At 68.2% G+C, this 19,963-nt stretch carries 17 protein-coding genes and 1 pseudogene; 6 read left to right on the top strand and 12 right to left on the bottom strand.

Annotated features, from left to right (window positions below; all coding sequences use genetic code 11):
• Positions 1-5 precede the first annotated feature (5 nt).
• Positions 6-1,835, top strand: a complete 1,830-nt coding sequence (locus ACQQ2N_RS02195) for a GspE/PulE family protein (RefSeq protein WP_440224037.1) — start codon at positions 6-8, stop codon at positions 1,833-1,835.
• Positions 1,836-1,877: 42 nt separating this feature from the next.
• Here ACQQ2N_RS02195 and ACQQ2N_RS02190 read toward each other — a convergent pair whose 3' ends face one another.
• The 6 genes and pseudogenes from ACQQ2N_RS02190 to ACQQ2N_RS02165 form a co-directional block, all read right to left on the bottom strand.
• Entirely contained in the window at positions 1,878-2,105 is a 228-nt protein-coding gene (locus ACQQ2N_RS02190) for a hypothetical protein (protein ID WP_440224036.1), read from the bottom strand.
• A 323-nt stretch (positions 2,106-2,428) separates the two neighbouring features.
• Positions 2,429-3,211: a twin-arginine translocase subunit TatC gene (tatC, locus tag ACQQ2N_RS02185; RefSeq protein WP_440224035.1), complete on the bottom strand. Its 783-nt coding sequence runs from the start codon at positions 3,209-3,211 to the stop codon at positions 2,429-2,431.
• Positions 3,198-3,500, bottom strand: a complete 303-nt coding sequence (tatB, locus tag ACQQ2N_RS02180; protein WP_440224034.1) for a Sec-independent protein translocase protein TatB — start codon at positions 3,498-3,500, stop codon at positions 3,198-3,200. Before tatB ends, tatC begins: the two co-directional genes overlap by 14 nt.
• Before the next feature lie 9 nt (positions 3,501-3,509).
• Entirely contained in the window at positions 3,510-3,737 is a 228-nt protein-coding gene (gene tatA, locus ACQQ2N_RS02175) for a Sec-independent protein translocase subunit TatA (RefSeq protein ID WP_440224033.1), read from the bottom strand.
• A gap of 51 nt (positions 3,738-3,788) precedes the next feature.
• Positions 3,789-4,463, bottom strand: a pseudogene (locus tag ACQQ2N_RS02170) (lipid-binding SYLF domain-containing protein); the annotation flags it as partial.
• A gap of 73 nt (positions 4,464-4,536) precedes the next feature.
• Positions 4,537-5,457, bottom strand: a complete 921-nt coding sequence (locus tag ACQQ2N_RS02165) for a DUF6923 family protein (protein WP_440224032.1) — start codon at positions 5,455-5,457, stop codon at positions 4,537-4,539.
• A 181-nt stretch (positions 5,458-5,638) separates the two neighbouring features.
• Here ACQQ2N_RS02165 and hemH point away from each other — a divergent pair, with 181 nt between their 5' ends.
• Positions 5,639-6,643 carry a ferrochelatase gene (hemH, locus tag ACQQ2N_RS02160; protein WP_440224031.1) on the top strand — a complete coding sequence of 335 codons (1,005 nt, stop codon included), beginning with the start codon at positions 5,639-5,641 and terminating at the stop codon, positions 6,641-6,643.
• Positions 6,640-7,527 carry an alpha/beta fold hydrolase gene (locus ACQQ2N_RS02155; RefSeq protein ID WP_440224030.1) on the top strand — a complete coding sequence of 296 codons (888 nt, stop codon included), beginning with the start codon at positions 6,640-6,642 and terminating at the stop codon, positions 7,525-7,527. Before hemH ends, ACQQ2N_RS02155 begins: the two co-directional genes overlap by 4 nt.
• On the opposite strand, the gene ACQQ2N_RS02150 is transcribed toward ACQQ2N_RS02155, so the two are convergent.
• From ACQQ2N_RS02150 to ttcA, 3 genes are all read right to left on the bottom strand, one after another.
• Positions 7,517-8,275, bottom strand: coding sequence for a M48 family metallopeptidase (locus ACQQ2N_RS02150; RefSeq protein ID WP_440224029.1), 759 nt, complete (start codon positions 8,273-8,275; stop codon positions 7,517-7,519). The two genes, ACQQ2N_RS02155 and ACQQ2N_RS02150, sit on opposite strands and share 11 nt — an antisense overlap.
• A 29-nt stretch (positions 8,276-8,304) precedes the next feature.
• Positions 8,305-9,222 carry a recombination-associated protein RdgC gene (locus ACQQ2N_RS02145; protein WP_440224028.1) on the bottom strand — a complete coding sequence of 306 codons (918 nt, stop codon included), beginning with the start codon at positions 9,220-9,222 and terminating at the stop codon, positions 8,305-8,307.
• Positions 9,223-9,293: 71 nt separating this feature from the next.
• Positions 9,294-10,145 (bottom strand): tRNA 2-thiocytidine(32) synthetase TtcA, encoded by an 852-nt coding sequence (gene ttcA / locus ACQQ2N_RS02140; protein ID WP_440224027.1) that lies wholly within the window; start codon positions 10,143-10,145, stop codon positions 9,294-9,296.
• A 97-nt stretch (positions 10,146-10,242) separates the two neighbouring features.
• On the opposite strand from ttcA, the gene ACQQ2N_RS02135 reads away from it, so the two are divergent.
• The gene (locus ACQQ2N_RS02135) at positions 10,243-10,449 is read left to right on the top strand and encodes a YdcH family protein (protein WP_440224026.1); all 207 of its coding nucleotides are present in this window, start codon (positions 10,243-10,245) and stop codon (positions 10,447-10,449) included.
• Positions 10,450-10,455: 6 nt separating this feature from the next.
• On the opposite strand, the gene plsB is transcribed toward ACQQ2N_RS02135, so the two are convergent.
• From plsB to ACQQ2N_RS02120, 3 genes are all read right to left on the bottom strand, one after another.
• Positions 10,456-12,996: a glycerol-3-phosphate 1-O-acyltransferase PlsB gene (gene plsB, locus ACQQ2N_RS02130; protein ID WP_440224025.1), complete on the bottom strand. Its 2,541-nt coding sequence runs from the start codon at positions 12,994-12,996 to the stop codon at positions 10,456-10,458.
• Positions 12,997-13,045: 49 nt separating this feature from the next.
• Positions 13,046-13,936, bottom strand: a complete 891-nt coding sequence (locus ACQQ2N_RS02125) for a hypothetical protein (protein ID WP_440224024.1) — start codon at positions 13,934-13,936, stop codon at positions 13,046-13,048.
• 285 nt (positions 13,937-14,221) lie between these two features.
• Positions 14,222-15,124, bottom strand: coding sequence for a 5'-nucleotidase, lipoprotein e(P4) family (locus ACQQ2N_RS02120; protein ID WP_440224023.1), 903 nt, complete (start codon positions 15,122-15,124; stop codon positions 14,222-14,224).
• Between the two features lie 143 nt (positions 15,125-15,267).
• On the opposite strand from ACQQ2N_RS02120, the gene ACQQ2N_RS02115 reads away from it, so the two are divergent.
• The gene (locus tag ACQQ2N_RS02115; RefSeq protein ID WP_440224022.1) at positions 15,268-16,287 is read left to right on the top strand and encodes an AI-2E family transporter; all 1,020 of its coding nucleotides are present in this window, start codon (positions 15,268-15,270) and stop codon (positions 16,285-16,287) included.
• A gap of 564 nt (positions 16,288-16,851) precedes the next feature.
• Positions 16,852-19,950 carry a TonB-dependent receptor gene (locus ACQQ2N_RS02110; RefSeq protein ID WP_440224021.1) on the top strand — a complete coding sequence of 1,033 codons (3,099 nt, stop codon included), beginning with the start codon at positions 16,852-16,854 and terminating at the stop codon, positions 19,948-19,950.
• Positions 19,951-19,963 lie beyond the last annotated feature (13 nt).

Raw genomic sequence — 19,963 nt, 5'->3', positions numbered from 1 at the left:
GCGGCATGGCCATCGAACCCGCCCGTCCCGTCGTCGCGGCTGCCGCGCCGGCGTCCCTGCTCGGCGCCCACCACCGCATCGACCTCGAGGAAGTGCTCTCGGCACTCGTCGAGGACGGCCTGCTCGGCGATGACGATGCCAGGCGCGTGCGCGCCGAGGTGCGCACGGCGCGCGGCAAGCTCGAGCTGCACCCGTTCGTGCTCGTGGCCAACCTCAAGCTCGTCGATGCGCGTGGCACAGGCAACGGCAAGCCGCTCACGGTCGAGAGCCTCACGCAGTGGCTGGCGGGTCGCGCGCACCTGCCGTACCTCAAGATCGATCCGATGAAGATCGACGTGGCCGCGGTCACGGCGGTGGTGAGCCACGCGTACGCGCAGCGCTATCGCATCCTGCCCGTCGCGGTCAGCGAGATGCAGGTCGTGTTCGCGACGTCGGAGCCGTTCGACACGCGCTGGATGGCCGATCTCGGCCACATCCTGCGCCGCGACATCCAGCGCATGGTCGCGAGCCCGCTGGACGTCAACCGCTATCTCACCGAGTGGTGGGGCGTGCAGCGCTCGATCCAGCGCGCGAAGGATGCCAAGGCCGACGCCAACGACGGCCGCGCGATCCTCAATTTCGAGCAGCTCGTCGAGCTCGGCAAATCCGGCGAGCTCGGCGTGGACGACCGCCATGTCGTGCACATCGTCGACTGGCTGCTGCAGTACGCGTTCGAGCAGCGTGCCTCGGACATCCACCTCGAGCCGCGCCGCGATTCGAGCCCGATCCGCTTCCGCATCGACGGCGTCATGCACAAGGTGTTCGAGCTGCCGACGCCGGTCATGACCGCGGTGACCTCGCGCATCAAGATCCTCGGGCGCATGGACGTCGCCGAGAAGCGCCGGCCGCAGGACGGCCGCATCAAGACGCGCTCGCAGGGTGGGCGCGAGGTCGAGCTGCGCCTGTCGAGCATGCCGACCGCGTTCGGCGAGAAGATCGTCATGCGCATCTTCGATCCCGACATCGTCGTCAAGGAGTTCCGCCAGCTCGGCTTCTCCGACGGCGAGGAGGCGATCTGGCGCGAGATGGTCGAGCGTCCGCACGGCATCGTGCTCGTGACCGGTCCGACCGGCTCGGGCAAGACGACCACGCTGTACTCCACGCTCAAGGTGCTCGCGACGCCGGATCTCAACGTCTGCACGGTCGAAGATCCGATCGAGATGGTGAGCCCCGAGTTCAACCAGATGCAGGTGCACAACGCGATCGATCTCGATTTCGCGGCCGGCGTGCGCACGCTGATGCGCCAGGATCCCGACATCATCATGGTCGGCGAGATCCGCGACCTCGAGACCGCGCAGATGGCGATCCAGGCCTCGCTGACCGGCCACCTCGTGCTGTCGACGCTGCACACCAACGACGCGCCGAGCGCGCTAACGCGCCTGCTCGACCTCGGCGTGCCGAACTACCTGCTGCAGTCGACGCTGACCGGCATCGTCGCGCAGCGCCTCGTGCGCACGCTGTGCCCGCACTGCAAGGTCGAGGTGCCGCTCGACGTGCGCGGCTGGGCCGCGCTCACGCACCGCTGGACGCTGCCGTTGCCGGAGCGCACGTTCGGTCCGAAGGGATGCCTGGAGTGCCGCAAGACCGGCTTCCTCGGGCGTACCGGCATCTACGAGATGCTGAGGATTTCGCCGGCGCTGCGTGCGCTGATCCAGCCGAGCATGGACCTCGCGCGCGTGGGCGAGACGGCGCTGGCCGATGGCATGCGCCCGTTGCGCGTATCCGCTGCAGCGCAGATCGCACGCGGCATCACGACGCTGCGCGAGGTCATGAACGTGCTGCCGCCGGTGGAATAGGCCTGCACCGGCGGATCACCGCCGGTGGTGCCATGGAGGTGCTTACTTGGCCTGGCGGCGCGCGGCGTTCGCCGAGCTGCGGCGGATCGCCTGCAGCGGGTCACCGAGCTTGAGGCTGGCGAGGTAGGTGTTGATCGCTTCGTTGGTGACGTCGTAGAGCGGACGGCCCATCACGGCCGCTGCGGCCTTGAGGCCGTCGCGGATGCGCTTGGACACGCGCAGACTGGCGTCGCGCGCGTCTTCTTCGACGATGATCTTCTTGGCAGCCATCAGGATCTTTCCCCCTTGTGGGTCTCGTGAAACGTTGATTTGGCGCGATGTAATCCTTTTCATCGCGTACACAAGTGTAGTCAAGCGAACCGTGGCGAAGCCAACGCTCCGCAGGTGAACGGGGTAAGTTTTTGTGAATTAACGCCGTATTCGAGCGATGCGTCGCTCGCGGTGGCGAGTCGAAGCGGATGCCATGGCGCCGCGGCAGTGCCGGCACGCGGGGAGGCTGGGCGTGCCTACGATAAGGCAACGGCCGCATGTCGGGCGTATGGATGGCCGAACCGGACGATGCGCGATGCGCGCCGTTCAGGCTCGGGCGGCGCTCACGTCCCGTCGCTGCGCCGCGCGACGCTGCCGTCGGCGGGCGTGTCGTGGCGCCGCGCGACTGCCCGCGCCGCGATGATGCCGACTTCGTAGAGGATGCACATCGGCACCGCGAGCAGCAGCTGCGAGAGCACGTCGGGGGGCGTCAGGATCGCCGCGATCACGAAGGCGCCGACGATCGCGTAGGGCCGGCTGCTGACCAGCTGCGCAGGCGTCACCACGCCGATCGAGACGAGGATGACGAGCGCCACCGGAACCTCGAAGCAGCAGCCGAAGGCGAGGAACAGGATCAGCGCGAAATCCAGGAAGCGGCTGATGTCGGGCATGACCGCGACGCCGGCCGGCGCGATGCTCGTCATGAACGTGAAGATCGCGGGCAGCACGAGGAAGTACGCGAACGCGCAGCCGATGTAGAACAGCAGCACGGCCGAGACGAGCAGCGGCACCGCGAGGCGCTTCTCGTGCTTGTAGAGGCCCGGCGAGACGAACGCCCACAGCTGGTACAGGATCACCGGCATCGCGATGACGACGGCTACGAAGAACGCGAGCTTGAGCGGTGCGAAGAACGGGGAGGCGACGTCGGTCGCGATCATCGCGCCGCCGGCGGGCAGCTTCTCGAGCAGCGGCATCGCGAGGATGCCGTAGAGCTTGTTCGCGAACGGGATCAGCGCCGCGAGCAGCACGAGCACGGCGACGACGGCCTTGAGCAGGCGTGCGCGCAGTTCGATCAGGTGCGAGAGGAAGGACTGCTCGCCGTCCTGCGAGGCGTCAGTTCCCGTCATGGTCGGCCGGTCGGCGGGGCTTGCCTTCGACCGCGTCGCGCAGGTCGTCGGCAGTGCGCTTGAAATCCTCACCCATGCTCGCGTGGTGGCCGGTTTCCTTGAGCGTGCGGCGCACGTCCTCGGCGGCGAGTTCGCGCTCGATCTCGGAGCGCACGCCCTGCCACGCATTGCGCGCGCGGCGAAGCAGGGCGCCGGCGGTGCGCGCCGCGCCCGGCAGCTTCTCGGGGCCGAGCACGAGCAGTGCCACCACCGCGATCAGCGCCATCTTGCCGAAGCTGAGCTCGAACATCGCCGGGCCTTATTGACCGACGCGGTCCTTGTCGCGCTCGCTCTGCGAGGCGACGGCCGGCGGGTCGGCCTTGAGCTGTTCGGAGGGCTTGTCCTCTTCGCCGTCGTTGAGGCCCTTGCGGAAGCTCTTGATCGCCGAGCCGAGGTCGCCGCCGATGTTGCGCAGCTTCTTCGTGCCGAACACGAGCGCCACGATGACGAGGACGACGATCCAATGCCAGATGCTGAAACCACCCATTACCGATCACTCCATAGGGAAAGCGGCGCGATCGGAGCCGCGCGCCCGTTACTGCGCAGTGTACTCTTCCAGGCGATCGCGGAAATCCACGACCGCGTTGGGCACGTCGTTGACGCCGCCCTCGAAGATGCGGCGCGGCGTCACGCCGTCACCATACACGGCCTGGTTGGCCTTGTTGTCGATCGAAAGTACCGATCCGTCGAGCGCGACACCCGCGAACAGGCCGCGAGAGCGCGAATACGAGTAGATCTCGGCCTTGAGCTGGGCGTCGGTCGAGGCCTGGGCGGTGCGGCCGACCGGGCCGGCCGCGGCCGAGGCGTCGGCGCCGAGCGTGAACTTGCCGTGCACGATCGAATCGACGCCGCGCTGGGTGCGGAACACAAGCACGACGTCGGTCGACGACACGCCGGCCTGGAAGCCGACGCTGCCGCCGGTCATGTTCGCGAAGCTCGGGTTCGACCACGTGCCGTCCGGCGACTTGACCGATACCACGCCTTCGCCGCGGCGTCCGCCGACGACGAAGCCGGCCTTGATCACGTCGGGGATCACCGCGATCGCATGCGCGCTCTGCAGCAGGTCACGCGGGATCGCCTTGTCGGGGGCCTGCATGATCTCGTTGAGCACGCGCACGGCGTTCTCGGCGCGCTTGAGTTCGGCTTCGCCCGCATGGGCGGCGGGTGCGACGACGAAGGAGACGGCGAGGGCCGCGGCGGCGAGGCGACGGATGGGCGTCATGGACGAACTCCAGTGGGCAACCTGAATACGCTACCAGCCGCGCCTGAGCGCGCGATGAAGGTTTTCAGGGAAAGCGACGCCGCAGCGTGCGACCGGCGAGCAGGAGCAGGCCGAAGGCGAGCAGGGCGAGTCCGGCCGGCGAACGGACCGGGAGCGTCGCGGGCGTGGCCGGCGGATCCGGATCAGGGTCCGGGTCGCCACGCTCGCAGGTGTTCGGGCCGACCGCGAGACCGCGCATGCCGAGATAGCGCAGACGCGAGGGACCGGTCAGCTGGCCGAGGTTGGTCATCGCACCGGTGGCCGGATCGATGCGCGCGATGTCGTTCCACATGCGGTCTTCGGGCGGGTTGTAGCTCAGCACCGACCAGAGGGTGTCCGCGCCGTCGAGGTCGATCTCCACCCAGGGCGGCGTGGCGCCGCCGTAGCCGCCGACACGCGTGGCCTGCGCGGTGGTCGGGTCGATCGTGTAGAGGCCCGCATCGGCATTGATGCCGGTGCCGTAGAGGATGCCCTGGCGTACCGAGAGGCCGCTGATCTGGCGACCGAGGTTGCCGACGCGCGTCGCGGCGCCGTTGCCGGGGTCGACCTTCCAGAGCTCGCGCGTGATCGCGGAGGTCATCCAGAACGACCCTTCGCAACCGTAGGTCAGTGCGAGATCGAGTGCGCCCTGGTTGCCCGAACCGCTGACGCCGAGGGAACCGACGTAGGTGGCCGCGCCGGTCGAGGCATTGAAGCGGACGAGCGCCTTGTGCGTGCCGGCGACACCATAGAGTTGGCCGTTCGGCCCGTAGCTGAGCCCCGAGACCTGACCGATCAGCGAGCCGGCATAGTTGCCGGCGACGCCGACGAACGTCGCCTGGCGCGTGCCGAGGTCGATGCGGTAGAGCTCGTCGAAGGCGATGCCGTAGGCGATCGGCTCCGCCCGCGCTTCGGAAATCGAAGCGACAGCAAGCACTGCTGCGATGAGGCAGGCGGACGTGCGCATGGGCGGCGATGTTATCGTTATGGTTGTCGTCAGCCCCACGATCCGTGTAGAGCGATCCCGAGTCTAGCAGCTTCCGCCCCCGCGACAAGGCGTCGGCAGGCGGCCGGGATCGTTCGCGCGATCGTCCCACCGAGCCATCCTGCCAGGCATGACCCGCTACCGCTCGTTTCCCGCACCGCCGATGCCCCGGCGTACCGCCGTGGTGCTCGCCAACCTCGGTACGCCCGATGGTCCCGATGCCCGTTCGGTGCGTCGCTATCTCGCTGAATTCCTTGCCGATCCGCGCATCGTCGAGATGCCGCGCTGGCTCTGGCGGCTGATCCTGCACGGGGTGATCCTGCGCATCCGGCCGGGCCGATCGGCGCACGCCTACACCAAGGTGTGGACGCCCGAGGGCTCGCCGCTGCAGACCGGCACGCGGGCGCTGGCCGACGCGCTCGATGCCGCGATGCGCGCGTCCGGACACGATGTGGTCGTGCGCCACGCGATGCGCTACGGCAACCCGTCCATTCCGGCCGTCATGCGCGAGCTCGCCGCGGCGGGCATGCAGCGGCTGCTCGTGGTGCCGCTGTTCCCGCAGTTCTCGGCGACCACGGCAGCCTCGGTGCTCGATGCGGTGGGTGCGGAACTGCGCGGCTGGCGCGTGCCGCCCGAACTGCGCTTCGTCAACGATTACCACGACGATCCCGCCCACCTCGACGCGCTCGCGCGCAGCGTCGAGGCGCACTGGGCAGCGAGAGGCCGCGGCGAGCGCCTCGTGCTGTCGTTCCACGGCATCCCCGAGCGCTACGTGCGCAACGGCGATCCGTACCGCTCGCAGTGCGAGGCCACCGCCGAAGGCCTGCGCCAACGGCTGGGTCTCGCCACGGACGCGATGGTGGTGTGCTTCCAGTCGCGCGTCGGTCGCGAGCCGTGGCTGTCGCCGTATACCGATCATGTGCTCGCCGCACTGCCGCGCGAGGGCGTGCGCAGCATCGACATCCTGTGTCCGGGTTTCTCGATCGACTGCCTCGAGACGCTCGAGGAGATCGCGATGGCCGGGCGCGACACGTTCCTCGCCGCAGGCGGCGAACGCTACGCCTACATCCCTTCGCTCAACGATTCGCCCGGGCAGGTCGCGGCGTTGCAGGCACTGGTCGCGCGTCATCTTCAGGGCTGGCCCGGCATGCCATCGGTCGCGTCGTGAGCGGCACGCCGCGCGAGCGTCGCTTCACGCTGCGCGACCTGTCGCTCGCGGCGCTCGAGTGGGGCGATCCCGATGCGCCGCCGCTGCTCGCGCTGCACGGCTGGCTCGACAACGCGGCGTCTTTCGCGAGGCTCGCACCGCGGCTCGGACGCCGCGTCGTCGCGGTCGATCTCGTCGCCCACGGTCGTTCGGATCATCGCGCCGCCGGCACGGGCTACGCGTGGGCGGATTACCTCGCCGACATCGACGGCGTCGTCGATGCGCTCGGCGGATCGCGCGTCGACCTGCTCGGGCATTCGCTCGGCGCGACGCTCGCGAGCACCTACGCCGCCATCGCGCCGGCACGTGTCGGACGCGTCGTGTTGATCGAGGGGCTCGGTCCCGTGACCGCACCCGCAGAGGGCGCCCTCGAACAGCTAGCAAAAGGGCTGGCCGCTCGCACCGCCGCGTCACGGCCGCTGCGCGTGTTCGCGACGCTCGACGAGGTCGTCGCGGTGCGCGAGCGCGTGAGCGGTTTCTCGCGTGAAGCGGCCCGGCTCATCGTCGAGCGCGGCACGCGTGCGGCGCCGGACGGCGACGGTGTCGTCTGGTCGTCGGATCCGCGCCTGACCTGGTCGGGCCTGCAGCGCTTCACCGAAGAGCAGGCTCTCGCGATCGTCGCGGGCATCCGCGCGCCGACCCTGCTCCTGCTGGCCGATCCGGCCGCGCCTTATCTGCCGCGCGAGGCGATGCGCGAGCGTGCGTGCCGCGTCGCCGGCATCGAGGTCGTGACGTTGCCGGGCCACCACCACCTGCATCTCGACGACGCCGATACGGTCGCAGGCATCGTGCGGGACTTCCTCGATCGCCGGGCGCTGCCCGGCGCGGACGCCGTCAGCCCCTGACGAGGCGGTCGAGTTCGGCCTTGAGGGCCTGCCCGTTGAGGCGCAGCCAGTCGCGCTGTTCCTTCCAGTCCGGCAGCAGCGATTCGACCAGCGCCCAGTAGCGCGGCGAGTGGCTGCGGATGCGCAGGTGGCAGAGCTCGTGGACGACCACGTAGCGCAGCGCCGCAGGCGGCGCGAGCGCGAGGGCGAGGTCGAGCGTGACGCGGTCGCGCGTGTCGAGGCTGCCCCACAGGCTCTTGAGCGGGCGCACGCGCACGGCGGTCGGTGCCATGCCGAGCATCGGGCAGTAGCGTGCGAGCCAGCGCGAGAGATCCCGGCGGATCTGTGCCTCGAGGAAGCTGCGCATGAGGCCGCGCGCGGCCTCGACCGCGCGCCGGTGCGGGCGCGGCAGTGTGATCGTGAGGCGGTCGCCGACGAGTTCGATGTGCGGGTAGGGGCCGTCGCGCCACGAAAGGCGCGTCGTTTCGCCACGCAACGGGATCACCGTGGCCGAGCCCGGCACGAGCGGCGGCGGCTTGGCGCCGAGGTTGAGCTCGTCGAGCTTCCGCTCCAGCCATTCGCCGTGCTTGCGCAGGAAAGCGAACACCTGGGCCGGATGGGTGCCTTCGGGGTAGGTGACGCGGGCGCCGCCCGACGTGACGGTCAGCCGCAGGCGGCGCGCACGTGGGTGGCTGCGCCGCAGGACCTTGATCGTCTCGCCCGCGGGGGTGGGCAGTTCCAGGTAGTTGTCGTCGGCTTCAAGGACCATCTGCTCACCCCGCGTCGCGGTTTTCCGGGCTAGTCGCGCTCGTCCGGCCTCGGCAGGCCGAACAGTTCGTCGAGTTTCTCGAACAGGCGTTTCAGTTCCAGTGTCATGAGGGCGAAGCGCGAATCGATCTCCGCGCGGGCCGACTCGGAGGCGTCGTCGCCTAGTTCGTCGAGCACCACGTCGAGGAAGCGCAGCTTGCGGATGGCCAGATCCTCGCCGAGCACGAAACTCATGCGCTCGTCGAGCTCCAGGCCGAGCTGGAACACCTGTTTGCCGGACTTCAGATGCTCCCTGATTTCGTCGGATTCAAGATCCTGGCGTCGGCAGCGCACGACGGCGCCGGCCTCGGCCGGATCGCGCAGTTCGACCTCGTCGCCCCACGCGAGGCCCGGTGGCAGCTTGCCACTTGCCAGCCAGTCCGTCATCAGGGCGCGCGGCGAATCGTTGGGGGCCATCGGGGTGGCCGGGAAGCGGCCCAGCGCCTCGCGGACCTCGCTGACGGCCTCCTCGGCCGGCTTGCGGCTGGCCGTATCGACGACGAACCAGCCGTTTTCGGTGTCCAGGTAGGCGAAAAGCCGAGAGGGACGCACGAATGCGCGCGGCAGCAGTTCGGAGACGACCTCCTCCTTGAGGCGCTTGCGCTCGCGGCCGCCGATTCGACGCGACTCTTTTTCGTTGATTTCGGCGATCTTGACCGACAAAGCCTCCGCGATGACCGACGATGGCAGCAGCTTGTCCTCGCTGCCGACGGTCAGCAGGGCGTAGGGGCCGACCCGGTGCAGGAGTTCCTCGGCTTCGCGGCCGAACGGTGACACGAAGCCGCGCGTGGCCAGCTCGATCGGTCCGCAGGGGCGCAGGCGCTTCTCGTCGAGGTCGGTTTCGAGGTTCTCGAGCGCCTCGGCGCTGCTTACGGGGAAACGGAAAAGCGTCAGGTTGCGGAAGAACATGCAGGTTCCGTGTCGAAGAGGGCGGTCGGGAAGGGCGGCAGCATGCCGCCGCGGAGTCTCAGGAACAGCGATCAGGCGTCGTGCGGTTCGCCGGCGAGCCAGGCCGAGGCGTCGTGCGGGTCGCCGCCGCGGGAACCGATCGAGGCGAAGTCGAACAGGTCGGTATCGGCGAGGTGCGAAGGTGCGACGTTCGACAGCGCGCGGAAGATCGTCTCGATGCGGCCCGGGTTCGTGCGCTCCCAGTCGTGCAGCATCGCCTTGATTGCCTTGCGCTGCAGGTTCTCCTGCGAGCCGCACAGGTTGCACGGCATGATCGGGAAGCCACGGTCGACGGCATACGCGGCGATGTCGTCCTCGCGGCAGTAAGCGAGCGGGCGGATCACCGTGTTGCGACCGTCGTCGGAGCCGAGCTTGGGCGGCATCGCCTTGAGCGTGCCACCGTGGAAAAGGTTGAGGAACAGCGTCTCGACGATGTCGTCGCGATGGTGGCCGAGTGCGATGCGCGTGAAGCCCTGCTCGGCAGCGAACGTGTAGAGCGCGCCGCGGCGCAGGCGCGAGCACAGGCTGCACATCGTGCGGCCTTCGGGCACCACGCGCTTGACGACGCTGTAGGTGTCCTGCTCGAGGATGCGGAACGGCACGCCCGAGCGCTCGAGCCATGCGGGCAGCACGTCGGGATCGTAGCCGGGCTGCTTCTGGTCCAGGTGCACCGCGAACAGCTCGAAGCGCACCGGTGCCTTCGCCTGCAGCGCGAGCAGCATGTCGAGCATCGTGTACGAGTCCTTGCCGCCCGACAGGCAGACGAGGACGCGATCGCCATCCTCGATCATGCGGTAGTCGGCGATTGCCTGGCCGACCTGGCGGCGCAGGCGCTTGGCGCGCTTGGCGGCTTCGTGGTCGAACTTGCGTGCGGTCGCGGGCATGGTCGGCGGGGCGGGCGGGAACGTCGATTGTAACCGGCGCGCCCATGGGCAGTCCCATCGCCCGGCGCTAAACTCGCGGGGCCGAGCAAGGACCTTCATGTTCTCCGAAGACCCCGCCACGACCGTCCGCCAACTCGCTTCCCTGCGCGTCGAGCATCGCGAGCTCGACGACACGATCGCGCGCCTCGGCCTCGACCCGCTCGGCGACGAACTCGAGCTCAAGCGCCTCAAGAAGCGCAAGTTGCGCATCAAGGACGCGATCCTCGTGCTCGAGAGCCGCCTGATTCCCGATCTCGACGCCTGAGCGCGCTCAGGCGTCGGTCGCGTCGCCGCGTTCGGCCACCGCGAGCGTGCGGTTCTCCCCCGTGAGCTTGAGGATGCCGTGGCGGATGTCGCGGCTCAGGATCACGCGCGACTCCTTGACCAGCTCGACGAGGTCGTCGTCGAAATCGAGCTTCGCGTTCGCATCGGGCCACACCACGCGTCGCTCGCGCAGCTTCTGGATGAAGCCGCGGAACAGCGCGCGGTCGAAGAACTCCGGCGCGTTGAGCTGTTGCAGCAGCGACAGGCGCTGCGCGGTCAGGTGGCAGACGTTCTCGAGCTCGCCTGCCGACAGCGTCCCGCGGCCGTTGCTGGTGAGAAGCGCGATCGTGATGTAGTAGCGCTCCACCGCCTGCAGCAGGCTGTGCGAGAGCGCACGCAGGCGGAACGCGCTGTCGCTCTGGCCCGGCGCGCGTTCGATGATGCGGCCCTCGGCGTCGATCTCGAGAAGCCCGCGCGCGCAAAGGAAGTCGAGCGTCGACTCGATGCGTGCCGTGAACGCCTCCTCGCTCCACGGCAGGAACCACTCGGCCTGGATGAACGGGTAGATCAGGCGACCCAGGCGCAGCATCGTCGCGCGCACCATGCGGCGGTTGTTGAGGAAGCAGCAGGCGATCCACGCTGCCGCGACGAACAGGTGCTGCACGTTGTTGCGGAAGTACGAGAGCAGCACCGCCTGCTCGTCGTCGGCGCCGAGCACGTCGCCGAGCGGGTGGCGCGTGCGCCGGATCCACTGCATGGCCTCGCCGTAGGCGACGATCTCGGCCGCACTCATGGTCGTCACGGTCACGCGTTCGGCGTACGGGATCGCCTGCAGGAGGTCCTTGCACAGGTCGATCTGCGCGAGCAGGTCGGCCTCGGCCATCGCGTGCTTGGGCATCGCGAGCAGGACCATCGCGAGCAGGTTGATCGGATTGACGTCGGCCGCGCCGTTGATGTTGGCCTGGATGCGATCGGCGAGCGTGTCGACGGCATCGCCGAGCCATTCGGGCTTGTCGTCGGGGCGCGTCGTCGCATCGCGCCACGCGGGCGCGACCTCGTCGAGCAGCGGGGCGAGCTCGATCGGTTCGCCGAAGTTGATCGTGACCTTGCCGTAGCGCTGGCGCAGCACCTTGACCGACTTGAGCAGGCCGAGCAGCGACTCCTTCTCCTTCGGCTTGCCCGAGAGCTCGCCGATGTAGGACTTGCCCTCCATGAGCTTCTCGTAGCCGATGTAGACCGGCTGGAACAGCACCGGGCGGCGCGACTCGCGCAGGAAGCTGCGCAGCGTCATCGCGAGCATGCCGGCGCGCGGGCTCAGCAGGCGTCCCGTGCGCGAACGTCCGCCCTCGATGAAGTACTCGAGCGCGACGCCGCGCACGAACAGCTGGCTCACGTACTCGGTGAACACCGACGAGTACAGCACGTTCGACTTGAAGCTGCGGCGCAGGAAGAACGCGCCGCCGCGGCGCAGGATCGGCCCGATCACCGGCAGGTTGAGGTTGACGCCGGCGGCGATGTGCGGCGGCACGAGGCCGTTCTGGTAGAGCTGGTAGCTCAGCAGCAGGTAGTCGATGTGGCTGCGGTGGCAGGGCACGTAGATCACTTCGTGGCCCGGCGCGACGGCGCGCAGGCGGTCGAAGTGGTGCATCGTCACGCCGTCGTAGAGCTTGTTCCAGAACCACACGAGCATGAACGAGATCGAGCGCACGACCGTGTGCGAGTAGTCGGCCGCGATCTCGAGCGCGTAGCCGCGTGCCCGGCGGCGTGCCTGCTCGACCGTGAGGTTCTCCTTCGCGGCGGTCGCCTCGATCGCCTGGCGCACGGTGTCGGCGTCGACGACCGTGTCGACGACGGTGCGCCGGTGCGAGAGGTCGGCGCCGATGATCGTCGTGCGCACGCGGCGGAAGTGCACGCGCAGCACGCGCGAGAGCTTGCGCACGCCGCGCTCGGTGGTCGCCGCCTCGCCCTCGGCTTCGAGGGTCTCGCGCAGCGACACGGGCGTGGAGAACTGCACGATCGTGTCGCGACCGTTGAGCAGGATCGCGAGCAGGCGGCGGAAGCGGCCCACGGCGACCCAGTTCTCGGCGAACAGCACGCGGAACCAGCCGGACTCACGGTCGGGCGCGCGGCCGACGAAGATCGAGACCGGCACGAGGCGCACGTCCGCCGACGGATCGGCGCGCACGACCTCGGCGAGGCGGCTCAGCGTCTCGGAGCGTGATGGATGCGCACGACGGCGGAACAGGCGCGGTCGCGGCGTCACCGCGACGATCGCGCGCGTGCGCTTGATCGGCACGTGGCGCGCGGCTTCGTAAGGCGACGGCAGCCCGGCCTCGCGGCAGGCCTGCTCGAGGATCAGCGAATCGGAGAGTCCGTAGCGCTCGACCACATAAACCGTGGGCCGCTCGTCGTCGGGCAGCAGCTCGCGCGGTTCGCGCGGCTCGCGGCGGATGCGGATCCACGGCCGCAGCAGCGCGCCGAGGAGATTCAGCAGGGCGGGTCCACGCGCGGGTTCGGCGCTGCGGACGGAAGGCGTGTCTTCTTGCATCGCGTGCATCCGTGGTCGCGCCGCATGACGGCGCGACCACGGCAAGGCATCAGGACTGCGGTGCCGCGGCCGGCGCGGCCGTCTCGGCCGCGTGCTCGCGCAGCTTCTCGATCGTGTCCTTCGCGTACCAGCGGTCGTCGATGCGCACCATCTCGCTCTGCGTGGCGAGCGGCGTGCCGAGCAGCGTGTAGCCGATCTTGACCGTGGCGGCGTCGCCGGCCGTCGTCGCGACCTCGGCCTTGACCGAGTCGAGCGTGTCGTTGATCGAGAAATCGAACACCGCGAGGATGTCCTTGACGCCTTCGAGCGCGATCGTGAGCTTCGGCATGGCCTGGTCGAACGTCAGCGCGCGGGCCTCGTCGAGGGTCTTGAGCTCGAGCTTGCGGGCCGTCGCGGCCGCGATGCCGATCGCCTTCTTGACGCGGGCAGGATCGGTGAAATTGGTCTTCTGGACCCACTCGCCGAGCGCCTTGATCGCGGCATTGGCCTGTTCCTTCTCGGCAGCCGAAAGCTGCGTGTTCTGCTGGACCATGCCCTGCAGGTAACCCTGGCCCATCGCGACCATGCCCGGCAGCTGGGCCTTGTACTGCGCGTCGAACTGGGCGAATTGCGGCTCGACCTGCGCGTAGAGCTTATCTTCCGCATCCGGGGCGGTCAGTTCGCCCATCATCTGCGCGAAGCGCGCGCGGTCTTCCTCGCTCGGCTCGGTCTTCTGCGTGCTGTCGGACCATTCCGTCTTGATGCGCGCGAAGTCGGCCGGCGGCAGGACGTGCGCGAGTAGGCCGGCGACGTCGCTCTTGCGCGCGAGCTCCACCGACGTCCGTACCGCGGCGTCGGGCGTGGCGCTGGCTTCGGGCGAGGTCGCCGAGTCGCTTCCGCAGGCGGTGAGGGCGAGGGCGGCCGACGCGGTCAGGGCGAGGCGCGCGAGGATCTTCGACATGGTATGTCCGTACACGGGGTGAAGGGGACGCGGACTTTAACAGTACGCCCGCGTCCGGTCAGCCGGGGACGGCCCGGTCGTGCGGGCAAAAGAAAACCCGGGGGCGAAGCCACCGGGTCGAATCCGGCAAGGCCGGAGGGGGAAATCGTGTGTTGTTCTGCTTCGCGGGAACGTCCGGGGCGCAACCGGCATTCGTCGTCGTTGTTCGATGCGACGATGTTACTTAAACGTTATACCTAAAGCAATACTTCAACTCACGACGTCCATCCGCATGATTTGAAAGATTTATTGGGCGACATTGAGTGCGTCGTGCTTGGCCTTGCGACGCACCTCGACCGGCGAGCGCCAGTCGTTGTTGAACACGGCCGGCTCCCACGAGCCATAGGTCGGGTTCGGCAGCATGAACCAGCGTTCGCCGACCCAGTCCATGTACGGCTCGATGGCTTGGCGGCGGCCTTCGGGCGTGTTCGCGAGCACGTCGACGAAATCGCCGAGCTGGTCGCCGACCTGCATGAGCACGCGGTACTTGCGCGAGATCAGTTCGCGGCGGCAGCCCTTCTCGCTGCCGTCCTGCTCGCAACCCTGCACGACCGTGCCGAGGCCGAGGAAGACGTCCTCGTTCTCGGGCACCGGGAAGCCCTTGGCGCGCAGGTTCGCGATCGTCGGCTCGCGCAGGTCGCGCGCACGGTTGGACAGGTAGAACACCGTCACGCCGAGGCGCGTCGCTTCCTTCGTGAACGCGAGCGCGCCGGGCACGGCCTCGGCCTTCTCCTCGCGGCACCACTCGGCCCAGGTGAACTCGTCGAAGCTCAGGCCGTCGCGCACCAAGCGTGCCTGGTACGGCGAGTTGTCGAGCACGGTCTCGTCGATGTCGAGGATCACGGCCGGCTTGAGGCCCTTCACGGGGGTCTTGCGCTCGCCCTCGGGCAGCGCTTCCCAGCGGCGATCTTTGACCGCACGGGCGAGCTGCTCCGTCGCGGAGCGGTAGACCTCGCGATACACGAGGTCGCGCTCGACCGAGGCCTGCGTCCACAACACGGCATTGAGGTTGTCGTCGGCGCCCGGGCCGGCAGGCGCCGGCGGCGGTGCTTCGGCGGCGACCGCAGGGGCCGCGTCGCGCGACGGCGTGGACGCGCATCCCGCGGCGAGCAGGGCGGCGAACAGGACGAGGGTGATCGGCTTGGACATGCGGGTTCTCTCCGGAACATTCGGCAAGGCGGGTCGGCGAGTCTACGACACGCAGGTTACGGTTCCCGACCGTTCGGTTGCCGGGCTGGCGCGGCCGCGTGGCGCCTGACAGACTGCGCGCCGCACTGGCCCCGGCACCCCGCATGCAACCTTCGACCTGGACGTCCCCGCCGCAGCTCGTGCGCGTCAGCTACGTGCTCGCCGGCCTTGCGCTGTGGCTCGTGCTCTACCTGCACCTGCTGCCGGCGCTGCTCGCGGGCCTGCTCGTGTTCGCGCTCGTCAACGTGCTCGCGCCGGGCCTGCAGCGTCATCTGCCGGGCGCGCGCGCCCACTGGCTCATCGTCGCGCTGCTCGCGGCCGTCGTCGTCGGCCTGCTCACGCTGCTCATCGTCGGCACCGTCGCGTTCCTCGGCACCGAGCACGGCAATCCGATGGCGCTGTTCGATCGCCTCGCGCCGCTCGTCGAGCGCGCCCGCGAGCAGCTGCCTGCCGTCGTCGTCGACTACCTGCCCGACAACACCGAGGAAGTGCGTGTCGCGGTCATGGCGTGGCTGCGTGACCACGCGGCGCAGCTGCAGGTCGCGGGCAAGAACGCCGCACGCGTCACCGCCCACCTGCTCATTGGCATGGTCCTCGGTGCGATGCTCGCCCTGCACGGTGCGCGGGCACGCACGCAGGTCGGCCCGCTCGCCCTGGCGCTCAACGCGCGCTGCGCGAACCTCGTCACCGCGTTCCACGACATCGTCTTCGCGCAGGTCAAGATCTCGGCGATCAACACGCTGTTCACGGGCATCTTTCTGCTCGTCGTGCTGCCGCTGTTCGGCGTGCACCTGCCGCTGGCGAAGACGCTCGTCGTGGCGACGTTCGTGTGCGGGCTGCTGCCGGTGATCGGCAACCTGATCTCGAACACGCTGATCTTCGTGGTCGGCCTGTCGGTGTCGCTGTGGGTCGCGATCGCGGCGCTGACCTTCCTCGTCGTGATCCACAAGCTCGAGTACTTCCTCAACGCGCGCATCGTCGGCACGCAGATCCGCGCGCGCGCCTGGGAGCTGCTCATCGCGATGCTCGCGATGGAGGCCGCGTTCGGCATCGCCGGCCTCGTGGCGGCGCCGATCTACTACGCCTGGCTCAAACGCGAACTCGAGGCCGAATCTCTGATCTGACGCCTGCGCAAGGGCGGATTCCGCGAAGGTCGGCGTCTCCCTTCCTAACGTCCCCGCATCATGCCGCAGGTGAGGGCGGGGCCTGCCCCGGCGCGGCGCTGGAGCGCGCCTTCGGCGGGGCGGCGCATCGACGAATCCGGCGCGGATGTGATGCGCGCATGAATGATTCGTGGAGATTTCGTGGATCTACGACGCTCGTCGTAGCCTTGGCGACGGCCCTCGAGAGGGACTTCCGGTGCCGGATGCAATGATTTTCCGGCATCCCGTGTCATGTTTCAATATTCATTGAATTCAATGGCTTGAAAAGCCACGGCGAGCCGCTTCGCGACGACGACCGGTCGATCCCCGTTGTGGCGGCCGACGCCGCGTCAGGCATAAGCAGATGCCCGCATCGTAGCTTGCTCCTCCGTGACCCTGTGCTAGGTTCGAATCGTCGTCGGTTTCACCGGCGGCGGAATCCGCATGATCGATGCCACCTCGATCGAGGCCTGGGAACCTCGAAGCCGGCTTGGCCGCATCGCATCCGGATAAACCGAAAACCTGTCATTTTTGGGGACAGCACTGATGAATATCCGCAAGCCGCTGCGCTTCGCTGCGCTGAGTATTGCCATTGGCATGTGTTTCGCCTCGCCTGCGCACGCGCAGTCGAACGTCACGGGAACGATCTACGGAACCGCTCCGGTCGAACCGGGCACCACGATCGTGATCCAGAATCTGGACAACGGACAGACCAGGACCCTCTCCACCGATAGCGCCGGGCGTTACCGTGCCCTCTCGGTGCCGACGGGCCGCTACAAGGTGATCCTGCAGAAGGACGGCGCCGAAGTGAGCGCTCGTGACGACGTCGTCGTCGTCATCGCAGGCAGCACCGAGGTTTCGTTCGGTGGCGCAGCCAATGTCCAGGAGCTCGAAGGCATCCAGGTCACGGCCAACGCGACCCCGCAGGTCGACGTCAAGCAGGTCGATACGCGTGCCGTGTTCACCGCCGAGACGATGAGCCGCATCTCGGTGCCGCGCGACATCGCCAACGTCGCCCTGCTCGCGCCGGGCGTGGTCAAGAACGACAGCTACACCGATGCGAGCGGCACGACGATCCCGAGCTTCGGCGGATCGGCTTCGTCCGAGAACGCGTACTACATCAACGGTTACCCGGTCACCAATCCGCTCACGTCGATCGGCTTCACGTCGCTTCCGTTCGACGCGATCGCGCAGGAGCAGATCCTCACCGGCGGCTACGGCGCCGAGTTCGGCCGCTCCACGGGCGGCGTGATCAACCTCGTGACCAAGCGCGGTACCAACGAGTGGAAGGCCGGTGCCTACACGATCTGGTCGCCCGAAGGCCTGCGCGCGAGCCCGCGCAACCGCTACTACCCCGATACGGGCTTCTACGGCCCCGACCATCCGGTCGAGGCGCGTCGCACCGACGGCACGCTGTACCAGCAGCGCAACGAGAACCAGTTCTGGAACAACACGACGGGCGCCTACGTCGGCGGCGCGATCGTGCCGGACACGCTGTTCATCCGCCTCGATGCCGAGATGCAGCGCACCGAAGGCTCCGCTGTCGGCATCATCCGCACCGCGAACCCGACGACGCCGGGCGGCTACTACGACTACCGTCGCGACCAGCCGCGCTGGTCGGCCAAGGTCGACTGGAACATCAGCGACAACCACTCGCTCGAGTTCACCGCGGTCTCGGACGTGACGAAGTACACGAGTGACGGTTACACGTACAGCTACGCCGACGGCAGCCACGGCAGCGAGAAGAACCAGGGTGACGACACCGAAGACAAGGCGCGCATGTACGTCGTCCGTTACACGGGCTACCTCACCGACAACCTGACCTTGTCGGCCCTGTACGGCCAGCAGAAGATCGACCACATCGATTCGCCGTGGGGCTACGACCCGTCGTGCCCGTACGTCTCGGCCGGTGCCGCGGCACGCCTGCCGCAGTTCAACTACACGGGCTGCTGGACCGCGACGCGTATCGGCGTCGATGGCGCCAACGACAAGACCGAAGGTGGCCGCATCGATCTGGGCTACGTGATCGGCGACCACGAGATCCGCATCGGCTACGACCGCAACGACGCGACCTCGTTCTCGGGCGAGGAGTACGGCGGCGGCTTCGTGTGGGTGTATTCGCGCGCGGCCAATCCGAACGCGGCGATCGACGCGGGGCACGGCGTCGGCGCACCGGGCGGTGCGGGCGGCTTCGGCGCCGACGGCTACTACGTGCGCCAGCAGTACTACACGCAGCTTGGCAACATCAAGACCGAGCAGGCCGCGCAGTTCATCGAGGACCGCTGGCAGATCTCGGACAACTTCCTGCTCTCGCTCGGCCTGCGCAACGAGCAGTTCACCAACTACACCAGCGACGGCAAAGCCTACGTCAAGCAGCGCCACCAGCTGGCGCCGCGTGTCGGCGCGGTGTGGGATGTCAACGGCGACTCGTCGCTCAAGCTGTTCGGCAACGGTGGTCGTTACCATCTCGCGCTGCCGAACAATGTTGCGCTGCGTGCAGCGTCGGGCTCGCTGTACACGCTCGAGTATTTCACCTACACCGGTGTCGATCCGGTCACCGGTGCGCCGACCGGCCTCAACAACATCCCGGTCGATCCGAACAGCATCTACACCTGTCCGGGCAATCCGAACGCGATAGCGCCCAACCTCGAGTGCGGCCAGGCGCCGGATCCGCGCACGGTCGCGGCGATCGGCCTCAAGTCGCACTTCCAGGACGAGTTCATCATCGGCTTCGAGCACGCGATCAACGAGCAGTACTCGTGGGGTGCGAAGGCCACGCATCGCGAACTCAAGAGCGCGATCGACGATACCTGCACGCCGGCCCTCGGTGGCGGCTGCTTCATCTTCAACCCGGGTGAGGGCAACACGTTCTGGGAAGAGCAGGAGGATGGCAGTTTCGCGCAGCACCACTATTCGGCCGCGGACCTCGACCTGCCCAAGCTCAAGCGCAAGTACATCGCGCTCGACTTCTTCCTCGAGCACCAGCTCAGCGACAACTGGTACGGCAAGATCCAGTACACGTGGTCGAAGAACTACGGCAATACCGAGGGTCAGCTCGCTTCGGATCTCGACACCGGCGGCGGCGGCCAGACCGACGTGTCGGTCACCCAGGATTGGGACCTGCCGCAGCTCATGGACGGCGCCAACGGTTACCTGCCGAACCATCGTGCGCACCAGTTCAAGATCTTCGGCTACTACACCTTGAACGAGGAGTGGAGCACCGGTGGCAGCGCGATCATCGCCTCGGGCCGACCGAGGAACTGCACGAGCTACTATCCGACTGCCGATGCGGGCCTCTACAACGGTGCGTACTACTACTACTGCGGCCTGGCCGGGTCGGGCACGGCTCCGGGCAGTACGAACTACACGCCGCCGTCGAGCGACTTCCGCCGTTCGCCGCGTGGTTCGGCCGGCAATGCGCCGTGGACGTACACGTTGAACTTCAATGTCGCGTACCGCCCGACCTGGGCCGACAACAAGCTCACGCTGCAGCTCGACGTACTCAACGCGCTGAATCGCCAGGTCCCGGGCTTCTACAACAGCCAGTACGCGCAGGCACGTGGAGAGGTCAACCAGGCCTACGGCATGGAGCTCGGCTATTCGGCGCCGCGTTCGTTCCGTCTGACCGCACGTTACGACTTCTGACGCGTGCTCCACG

Source organism: Dokdonella aquatica (assembly GCF_051987395.1).
GTDB lineage: Bacteria > Pseudomonadota > Gammaproteobacteria > Xanthomonadales > Rhodanobacteraceae > Dokdonella.
Note: the sequence above shows the minus strand (reverse complement) of the source record. Positions and strands in the feature narration are given on the sequence as shown.

What these genes read in the sequence shown, in the direction of transcription:
- ACQQ2N_RS02195 (WP_440224037.1), top strand. Translation starts at nt 6, where the DNA reads ATGGCCATCGAACCCGCCCGTCCCGTCGTCGCGGCTGCCGCGCCGGCG.
- ACQQ2N_RS02190 (WP_440224036.1), bottom strand. Translation starts at nt 2,105, where the DNA reads ATGGCTGCCAAGAAGATCATCGTCGAAGAAGACGCGCGCGACGCCAGT.
- tatC (WP_440224035.1), bottom strand. Translation starts at nt 3,211, where the DNA reads ATGACGGGAACTGACGCCTCGCAGGACGGCGAGCAGTCCTTCCTCTCG.
- tatB (WP_440224034.1), bottom strand. Translation starts at nt 3,500, where the DNA reads ATGTTCGAGCTCAGCTTCGGCAAGATGGCGCTGATCGCGGTGGTGGCA.
- tatA (WP_440224033.1), bottom strand. Translation starts at nt 3,737, where the DNA reads ATGGGTGGTTTCAGCATCTGGCATTGGATCGTCGTCCTCGTCATCGTG.
- ACQQ2N_RS02165 (WP_440224032.1), bottom strand. Translation starts at nt 5,457, where the DNA reads ATGCGCACGTCCGCCTGCCTCATCGCAGCAGTGCTTGCTGTCGCTTCG.
- hemH (WP_440224031.1), top strand. Translation starts at nt 5,639, where the DNA reads ATGCCCCGGCGTACCGCCGTGGTGCTCGCCAACCTCGGTACGCCCGAT.
- ACQQ2N_RS02150 (WP_440224029.1), bottom strand. Translation starts at nt 8,275, where the DNA reads ATGGTCCTTGAAGCCGACGACAACTACCTGGAACTGCCCACCCCCGCG.
- ACQQ2N_RS02145 (WP_440224028.1), bottom strand. Translation starts at nt 9,222, where the DNA reads ATGTTCTTCCGCAACCTGACGCTTTTCCGTTTCCCCGTAAGCAGCGCC.
- ttcA (WP_440224027.1), bottom strand. Translation starts at nt 10,145, where the DNA reads ATGCCCGCGACCGCACGCAAGTTCGACCACGAAGCCGCCAAGCGCGCC.
- ACQQ2N_RS02135 (WP_440224026.1), top strand. Translation starts at nt 10,243, where the DNA reads ATGTTCTCCGAAGACCCCGCCACGACCGTCCGCCAACTCGCTTCCCTG.
- plsB (WP_440224025.1), bottom strand. Translation starts at nt 12,996, where the DNA reads ATGCAAGAAGACACGCCTTCCGTCCGCAGCGCCGAACCCGCGCGTGGA.
- ACQQ2N_RS02125 (WP_440224024.1), bottom strand. Translation starts at nt 13,936, where the DNA reads ATGTCGAAGATCCTCGCGCGCCTCGCCCTGACCGCGTCGGCCGCCCTC.
- ACQQ2N_RS02120 (WP_440224023.1), bottom strand. Translation starts at nt 15,124, where the DNA reads ATGTCCAAGCCGATCACCCTCGTCCTGTTCGCCGCCCTGCTCGCCGCG.
- ACQQ2N_RS02115 (WP_440224022.1), top strand. Translation starts at nt 15,268, where the DNA reads ATGCAACCTTCGACCTGGACGTCCCCGCCGCAGCTCGTGCGCGTCAGC.
- ACQQ2N_RS02110 (WP_440224021.1), top strand. Translation starts at nt 16,852, where the DNA reads ATGAATATCCGCAAGCCGCTGCGCTTCGCTGCGCTGAGTATTGCCATT.